Origin of the sequence: Myxococcus vastator (genome assembly GCF_010894475.1) — a bacterium.
Lineage (GTDB): Bacteria > Myxococcota > Myxococcia > Myxococcales > Myxococcaceae > Myxococcus > Myxococcus vastator.
In genome coordinates this window covers 1-7,247 of the sequence record NZ_JAAIYB010000426.1, presented here as the reverse complement: position 1 = coordinate 7,247, position 7,247 = coordinate 1, and the positions used below count along the sequence as shown (strand labels likewise).

Annotated in this window: 7 protein-coding genes; 5 read left to right on the top strand and 2 right to left on the bottom strand. The window is 71.5% G+C overall.

Going from position 1 to position 7,247, the window contains the following annotated elements; genetic code table 11:
- From G4D87_RS30355 to G4D87_RS30335, 5 genes are all read left to right on the top strand, one after another.
- On the top strand, positions 1-665 hold a 665-nt coding region (locus G4D87_RS30355), incomplete at its 5' end, for a BON domain-containing protein (protein WP_163786191.1).
- A gap of 98 nt (positions 666-763) precedes the next feature.
- Positions 764-2,419, top strand: a complete 1,656-nt coding sequence (gene hutU / locus G4D87_RS30350) for a urocanate hydratase (RefSeq protein ID WP_163786190.1) — start codon at positions 764-766, stop codon at positions 2,417-2,419.
- 20 nt (positions 2,420-2,439) lie between these two features.
- Complete coding sequence (locus G4D87_RS30345; RefSeq protein ID WP_205507773.1) at positions 2,440-3,177, top strand: hypothetical protein; 738 nt, start codon at positions 2,440-2,442, stop codon at positions 3,175-3,177.
- A 3-nt stretch (positions 3,178-3,180) separates the two neighbouring features.
- On the top strand, positions 3,181-4,446 hold the full coding sequence (hutI, locus tag G4D87_RS30340) for an imidazolonepropionase (RefSeq protein WP_163786189.1): 1,266 nt from the start codon (positions 3,181-3,183) through the stop codon (positions 4,444-4,446).
- An 89-nt stretch (positions 4,447-4,535) separates the two neighbouring features.
- A complete protein-coding gene (locus tag G4D87_RS30335; protein ID WP_163786188.1) occupies positions 4,536-5,399 on the top strand; it encodes a class II glutamine amidotransferase in 864 nt (287 codons plus the stop codon).
- 14 nt (positions 5,400-5,413) lie between these two features.
- Here G4D87_RS30335 and tsaE read toward each other — a convergent pair whose 3' ends face one another.
- Entirely contained in the window at positions 5,414-5,899 is a 486-nt protein-coding gene (tsaE, locus tag G4D87_RS30330; protein WP_163786187.1) for a tRNA (adenosine(37)-N6)-threonylcarbamoyltransferase complex ATPase subunit type 1 TsaE, read from the bottom strand.
- The coding region (locus G4D87_RS30325; RefSeq protein ID WP_163786186.1) for an NAD(P)H-hydrate dehydratase at positions 5,896-7,247 on the bottom strand (1,352 nt) is incomplete at its 5' end. The genes G4D87_RS30325 and tsaE, both read right to left, overlap by 4 nt.

The following is a 7,247-nucleotide window of genomic DNA, read 5'->3' as shown; positions in this document are numbered from 1 at the left end:
GGACGGGGCGGCGGGGCGGCCCTGAGCTGCCAGCGCGACGGGGGCACGACGGGCGCCACCACCCTGGCCACCGGGGCGCCGACGACGCCCACGAGCGCCGCCGCCGGGATGCGGGCGGCATGGACCGGAGCCGGCCCTGGCGCGCCGCCGGACGCATGGCCGAAACGGATGTCCGCTACGGAGGCACGCAGCCCGCGGGCCACGGCCCCGGTGTGGAGAACATGGCGCCACCGTGGGATGGATACGGCACCAGCCCGTCACGGCCGGATGACCACGACCTGGGGCAAGGTGGCTTCTCCGGTGGGCGCTACCAGCCCGAAGGCGGTGTGAGGACGCCGCCTCGGGGACGCGCGCCGCGAGGTTACCGGCGCTCCAGCGAGCGAATCCTGTCGGACCTCTGCGACCGGCTGATGCAGAGCTGGGTGGACGCCGAGGACGTGGACATCCGCGTGCGGGACGGCGTGGTGCTGCTGGCCGGCGTGGTGCGCAGCCAGGACGAACGGCACGCGACGGAGGCGCTCGCCCGGGACGTGCTGGGGGTGAAGGAGGTCCTCAACGACATTCGCATCGACCGCGAGGACGGCGTCGTGGACCGGCCCGCGTCACGCAGGCCCGTCCAGGTCCCGGGTATGGACGCCTCCGACGACGACACGCTGCATTCGTGAGGGGGCGGACGCGACGCGGACATCGCGGTGGCCCGGAAGCACGCCGGTTCAGGTAGTGTGCCGGGCCTTTCCGTCCGCCACACCCTAGGAGTCCGTTCATGTCCCGCGTCATCCGCGCCCCCCATGGCTCCACCCTGTCCTGCAAGGGCTGGGTCCAGGAGGCCGCGCTCCGGATGTTGATGAACAACCTCGACCCGGACGTCGCCGAGCGCCCCGAGGACCTCGTCGTCTACGGCGGCACCGGCAAGGCCGCTCGCGACTGGCCCTCCTTCGACCGCATCGTGTCGAGCCTCCAGAACCTGGGCGACGACGAGACGCTGCTCGTCCAGTCCGGCAAGCCCGTGGGCATCTTCCGCACGCACCCGGACGCGCCGCGCGTGCTCATCGCCAACTCCAACCTCGTGGGCCGCTGGGCCAACTGGGAGCACTTCCACGAGCTGGAGAAGAAGGGCCTGATGATGTACGGCCAGATGACCGCGGGCTCGTGGATCTACATCGGCACGCAGGGCATCCTCCAGGGCACCTACGAGACGTTCGCCGCCGCCGGCCGCTTCCACTTCGGCACCGACGACCTGGCGGGCCGCCTCATCCTCTCCGGCGGGCTGGGTGGCATGGGGGGCGCGCAGCCGCTGGCCGCCACCATGAACAACGCCGTGTTCCTCGGCGTGGAGATCGACCCCACCCGCGCCCGCCGCCGGGTGGAGACGCGCTACCTGGACGTCGTCGCCAAGGACCTGGATGATGCGCTGGCGCTGGTGAAGGAGGCCCAGGAGCAGCGCGTGGGCCGCTCCATCGCCGTCATTGGCAACGCGGCGTCGGTGTTCCGCGAGCTGTACCGCCGCGGCATCAAGCCGGACCTCGTCACGGACCAGACGAGCGCCCATGACCCGCTCAACGGCTACATCCCCACGGACCTGTCGCTGGAGGCCGCCGCCGAGCTGCGCCAGCGGGACCCGGAGACGTACGTCCGCCGCGCGCGCGAGTCGATGATGCTGCACGTGCAGGCGATGAACGACTTCCAGAAGGCCGGCAGCCACGTCTTCGACTACGGCAACAACCTGCGCGGCCAGGCGGAGCTGGGCGGCATGGAGAACGCCTTCGAGTTCCCCGGCTTCGTCCCCGCCTACATCCGTCCCCTCTTCTGCGAGGGCATGGGGCCCTTCCGCTGGGTGGCGCTCTCCGGCGACCCGGAGGACATCCGCGTCACCGACCGCGTGGTGCGCGAGCTGTTCCCGCAGAAGGCCTCGCTGCAGCGCTGGCTGAACATGGCGGAGGAGCGCGTGGCGTTCCAGGGCCTGCCCTCGCGCATCTGCTGGCTGGGGTATGGCGAGCGCGCCAAGGCGGGCCTCGCCTTCAACGAGCTGGTGCGCAAGGGCGAGGTGAAGGCGCCCATCGTCATTGGCCGGGACCACCTGGACTGCGGGTCGGTGGCGTCGCCCAACCGTGAGACGGAGGCGATGAAGGACGGCACGGACGCGGTGGCGGACTGGCCCATCCTCAACGCGCTGGTGAACGCGGTGAACGGCGCCTCGTGGGTGTCCTTCCACCACGGCGGCGGCGTGGGCATGGGCTACTCGCTGCACGCGGGCCAGGTCATCGTCGCGGACGGGACGCCGGAGGCCGCGCGCCGCATCGAGCGCGTGCTCACCAGCGACCCTGGCATGGGCGTGCTGCGCCACGCGGACGCGGGCTACCCGGAGGCCATCGACGTGGCGAAAGAGCGCGGCGTGAAGATTCCCGGCATCACCACCTGAAGCCGAAGCAGGAGGCCGCAGTGAAGCGCTTGTGCGCGGCAGTGGTCGGACTGGGGGGCGCCGTCGTCGTGGGACTGACGGGGTGCGCCCCCACGGCGATGGGCCCCATGGTGATGCGGATGGGGCCCGGGGCTCCCGACCGCAACGTCATGCAGTTGGGGATGCGCTCTGGCCCCCGGCTGAGCGCGCCCATCGCGGGGACGCAGCCCGGCGTCGGGACCGGAGACACGTTCCGTGGGAACGAGTCGAGCTTCTCCCCGCAGCAGTGGGGCGTGGCGTTCGACGCGGCCTTGACGCTGCCGCTGTCCGAACGGCTGCACCTGCACACGGGCCTTCAGGGCGAGATGTTCCTGCCGGTGCCGCTGCCGGGGTACGGCGTGTATGCCGGGGCCTCGTACTACGTGGGCTCGGAGCGGCTGGGGCTGGCTCCGGCGCTGTCGTTGCGAGGGGCCACGGACTTCGGCCTGCTCACGTCGCGCGGCGGGCCGGGCAGCATCTTCGGCGCGGAGGTGTCGTGCGCGCTCACGATGCAGCCGGAGAAGAGCGTGTCCATTGGCCTGGTGCCCTTCGCGTCGTGGCACACGGTGGCCTCGCACGGGCGCAACGAGCAGGCGCTGTATTACGGCGGCGTGGTGGCGGCGCGCGTCCGTTGGGGCGCGCTGAATGATTTCGAGCTGTCGGGCGGGTTTGGCCGCGCGAAGGTCGGCAAGGGTGTGAGCTGGAACGTGCCCATCATGGGCGCACGCGGAGGACGTTGAGCCATGGACGTGCTGGACCTGCTGGTGCGTAACACCTCCGAAGTGCTGACGGTGGAAGGCTCGCACCGCGAGCGCGCGGAGGACGCCCTCACCCCGCGCCCGGGCGCCGTGGTGGGTGTGCGCGGAGGCCGCATCGCCTACGTGGGCCCCGAGGCGGAGCTCTCCCCGGGCGCGGTGGGCCCCGGCACCGAGGTGGTGGACGCCCAGGGTGGCTTCGTGGGCCCCGGCTTCGTGGACCCGCACACGCACCTCGTCTTCGCCGGTGAGCGCTCGGCGGAGTTCGACCTGCGCAACCAGGGCGCCACCTACCTGGAGCTTGCCAAGGCGGGCGGTGGCATCGCCGGGACGGTGCGGGCCACGCGGGCCGCGAGCGAGGACGAGCTGGTGCGGCTCGCCCTGCCCCGCACGAAGCGCCTGTTGGAGCAGGGCGTGACGACGGCGGAGGTGAAGAGCGGCTATGGGCTCAACCTGGAGACGGAGCTGAAGATGCTGCGCGCGGTGCGGCGGCTCGGCGCGCTGACGCCGCTGGAGCTGGTGCCCACGCTGCTGTGCGCGCACGCCTTGCCGGAGGAGTACCGCGGCAAGCGCGAGGACTACGTGCGGCTGTGCATCGAGGAGATTCTCCCCGCCGTCGCACACGAGGGGCTGGCACGCTTCTGTGACGTCTTCGTGGAAGACAGCGCCTTCACCGTGGACGAGGCGCGCCGCATCTTGAGCGCGGGGCGGGCGCTGGGAATGGTTCCGCGGCTGCACGCGGACCAGCTCACCGCGTGTGGCGCCTCCGAGCTCGCCGCGGAGCTGGGGGCCGCCACGGCGGACCACCTGGAGCAGGTGACGGACGCGGGACTCCAAGCGCTGGCGGACGCGAATGTCACCGCGGTGCTCGTGCCTACCTCCACGCTGTTCCTGCGCATGCGGCCCTACGCGCCCGGACGCCGCATCCGCGACGCGGGGCTCAACGTCGCTTTGGGCACCAATGTGAACCCGGGTTCCGCCATGAGTGAAAACACGGCACTGGCACTGGGACTTGCGTGCCTGGAAAACGGGCTTACTGCGGCAGAGGCGTATTGGGGAGCCACGCGCGGCGCGGCGGTGTCCTTGGGACTGCAACAGCACGGCAGGCTGGCCGTGGGTGACCCGGGCGACCTGGTGGTCTTCAGCTGTGCTTCGTACCGCCATCTGCCCTACCATCTAGGGGTAGCGCACGCGCGAGTGGTGGTGAAGGCCGGACGCATCGCTGTCCGGCAGCCAATGGATGGCTGCGCGTGAACCGGCGTCGCAGAGACACGGCGGCGCCAACTGGGTAAAGACGAGACGACATCCGACAGGCCGGACGTTAAGGATTTTCGCTGCCAGCCATGTGCCGACTATTTGGATTCCGTTCAGCGATTCCCGCCGCCGTTCATCCTTCGCTGGTGACGGAGAAGAACTCGCTCCTCATCCAGTCGCGCGAGCACAAGGACGGATGGGGAATCGCCGCGTACGGCGCCGAACCCGCGCCCGTGGTGGCGCACGGTGTGGGGCCCGCGCACTGCGACCCGGACTTCGAGCGGGTGAGCAGCCGGGTGTCTTCCCACACGGTGGTGGCGCACGTCCGCCTGGCCTCGGTGGGCGCGGTCGAGCTGCGCAACGCCCACCCCTTCCTGCATGGCCGCTGGGCGTTCGTGCACAACGGGACGGTGAAGGAGTTCGCGCAGCACCGGGCCGCCGTGGAAGCGCTCATCTGCCCGAGCCTTCGGACGAACATCCAGGGCACCACGGACAGCGAGCGGTGCTTCTACCTGTTCCTCACCCGCCTGGCGGCCCGGCATCCGATTGACCGGAAGGTCCCCGTGGAGGCCGTGGCGCGCGCGCTGGCGGAGACGATGTCATTGGTGGCCGCCATCACGGATGTCGCGGGTCAGGAGGGTCGCTCGGCGATGAACTTCCTCGTGTCCGACGGCGAGCTGATGGTCGCGTCTCGGCGCAACCGGACGCTGTTCGTGTCCACGGGTCCGGCACGCGACGACGTGTCGACGCTGCCGGCACCGGGGACGAAGCTGGAGCAGCTCGTCGTGGCCAGTGAGTCCCTGTGCGGCGGGCCGTACTGGGCGCCGGTGGCCGAAGAGGACGTCATCGGCGTGGACGCGAACCTCGTGTTCCACCACTGGCGCGTGCCGGAGCTCGCGGGCCCGGACTTCGGCCCCGCCGTGAAGCCGGACACGTCGCGCAGCGTGGCCTGAGGCCCGGTTGCGCGTCAGCCCATCCACGCGTCGAGCAAGGCCGCCGGCCGGGCGCCAAACGCCTCCGCTGTCAGCTCCCGTGCCTCGCCGCCCGCGTGCTTCAGCGTGACGCGCAGGTAGTCGCGGGGCGCGGCCTGCGGAATCTTGTCCAGCCACTCCACCAGCATCGCGCTCTCGGTGCTTTCCAGGTCCAGGAAGCCCGTGGCGTACAGGTCGTCGTAGTCCGTCAGCCGGTACAGGTCCGCGTGGTACAGCGGGATGCGGCCCGAATACGGGTACACAATCGCGAACGTGGGGCTCGCCACCTCGGAGCGAGGCACGTTCGCCCCGTCCGCCACCCCGCGCACCAGGTGCGTCTTTCCCGCGCCCAGGTCGCCAATCAGCCCCACGAAGTCACCGGGCTGCAGCAACTCGCCCAGCCGGACGCCCAGCCGGTGCGTCTCCTCGGGAGACTCCAGCCGTACCGTCCGCACACGCGCCGCCAACGCTTCCGCGCTCATCGTTCCCACCGTAGCCACACCTCGCACAGCCCCTGCTCCACGATGTCCCCCGCCACCAGCCCCAGCTGCCCGCGCTTCGCCGCCGCCAGGTCTCCCGCGAGCCCGTGCGCGTACACCGCCGTCCAGATGGCCGCCGGCAACGGGAGCGACTGAGCCAGGAACGCGCCACAAATCCCCGACAGCACGTCCCCCGAGCCGCCCGTCGCCATGCCCGGATTGCCCGTGGTGTTGAGATACACGCGTCCATCCGCGTCACTCGTCAGCGTCCGGTCTCCCTTCAACACCAGCGTCACCTTCAACCCCACGGAGAACCGCCGCGCCACGTCCAGCCGGTGCGCCTGCACCTCCTTCGTGGGCTTGCCCGTCAGCCGAGCCATCTCTCCCGGGTGCGGCGTCATCACCACCGGCCCCTTCGCGCGGCGCAGCACTGACAGGTCCGTGGCCACCGCGTTGAGCGCGTCCGCGTCCAGCACCGCGGGCACCTCCACGCGCGACAGCAGCTCGCCAATCAGCGCCCCCGTCTCCGGGCCTCGCGGAATCCCCGGCCCGATGACGAGCGCATCCTTGCCCTCCGCCGCCGCCACCAGCGCGTCCAAGTCTCCCAGGCCCAGCGGCCCGGAAGCCTCCAGGGGGATGCCCATGATTTCAGCCGAGTGCGCCTGGATGGTGTCCAGCGCGTCCGCCCGCGCGGCCACGGTGACGAGCCCCGCGCCCGAGCGCAGCGCCGCCTTCGCCACCAGCGCCGCGGCGCCCGTCTTCCCCCGGCTGCCCGCCACCACCAGGACGTGCCCGAAGGTCCCCTTGTGGGAGTCCGCCTTCCGCGCCGGCAACGTGCGCCGCGCGTCCGCCTCCTCCACCACGAAGAGTTCGGGACCGGAGACCTCCTTCGAGGACTCGCCGCCCATGCCGATGTCCACCCGGTGCACCCGGCCACACAGCGAGGCCCCCGGCTCCAGCACCTGACCCGGCTTGAGGAAGCCAAAGGCCACGGTGGCATCCGCCTCCACACACGGCGAGAAGGGCTCCCCCGAGTCACTCTGGAGCCCGGATGGCACATCCGCCGCCACCACCTTGGCTCCCGCGGCCCGCCAGCCGCGAATCGCCGCCACGGCGTCCGCGAAGGCCCCCGCCGGCGCGCGGCTCAAGCCCGTGCCGAAGAGCGCGTCCACCACCACGTCACCCCGCCCCGGCACCGGCACGGTCTCCAGGGTGCGCGGCGTCACGCCGAAGCCCTTCAGCGCCTCCAGGTTCCGGCGCGACTCCGGCGTCAGCTTCGCGGCGTCACCCACCCTCACCACCGACACGCAGGCGCCGCCCTCCCGGAGGAAGCGCGCGGCCACCAGCCCAT

Excerpts from the sequence above, each read along its gene's own strand:
- hutU (WP_163786190.1), top strand. The coding sequence starts at position 764 with ATGTCCCGCGTCATCCGCGCCCCCCATGGCTCCACCCTGTCCTGCAAG.
- hutI (WP_163786189.1), top strand. The coding sequence starts at position 3,181 with ATGGACGTGCTGGACCTGCTGGTGCGTAACACCTCCGAAGTGCTGACG.
- G4D87_RS30335 (WP_163786188.1), top strand. The coding sequence starts at position 4,536 with ATGTGCCGACTATTTGGATTCCGTTCAGCGATTCCCGCCGCCGTTCAT.
- tsaE (WP_163786187.1), bottom strand. The coding sequence starts at position 5,899 with ATGAGCGCGGAAGCGTTGGCGGCGCGTGTGCGGACGGTACGGCTGGAG.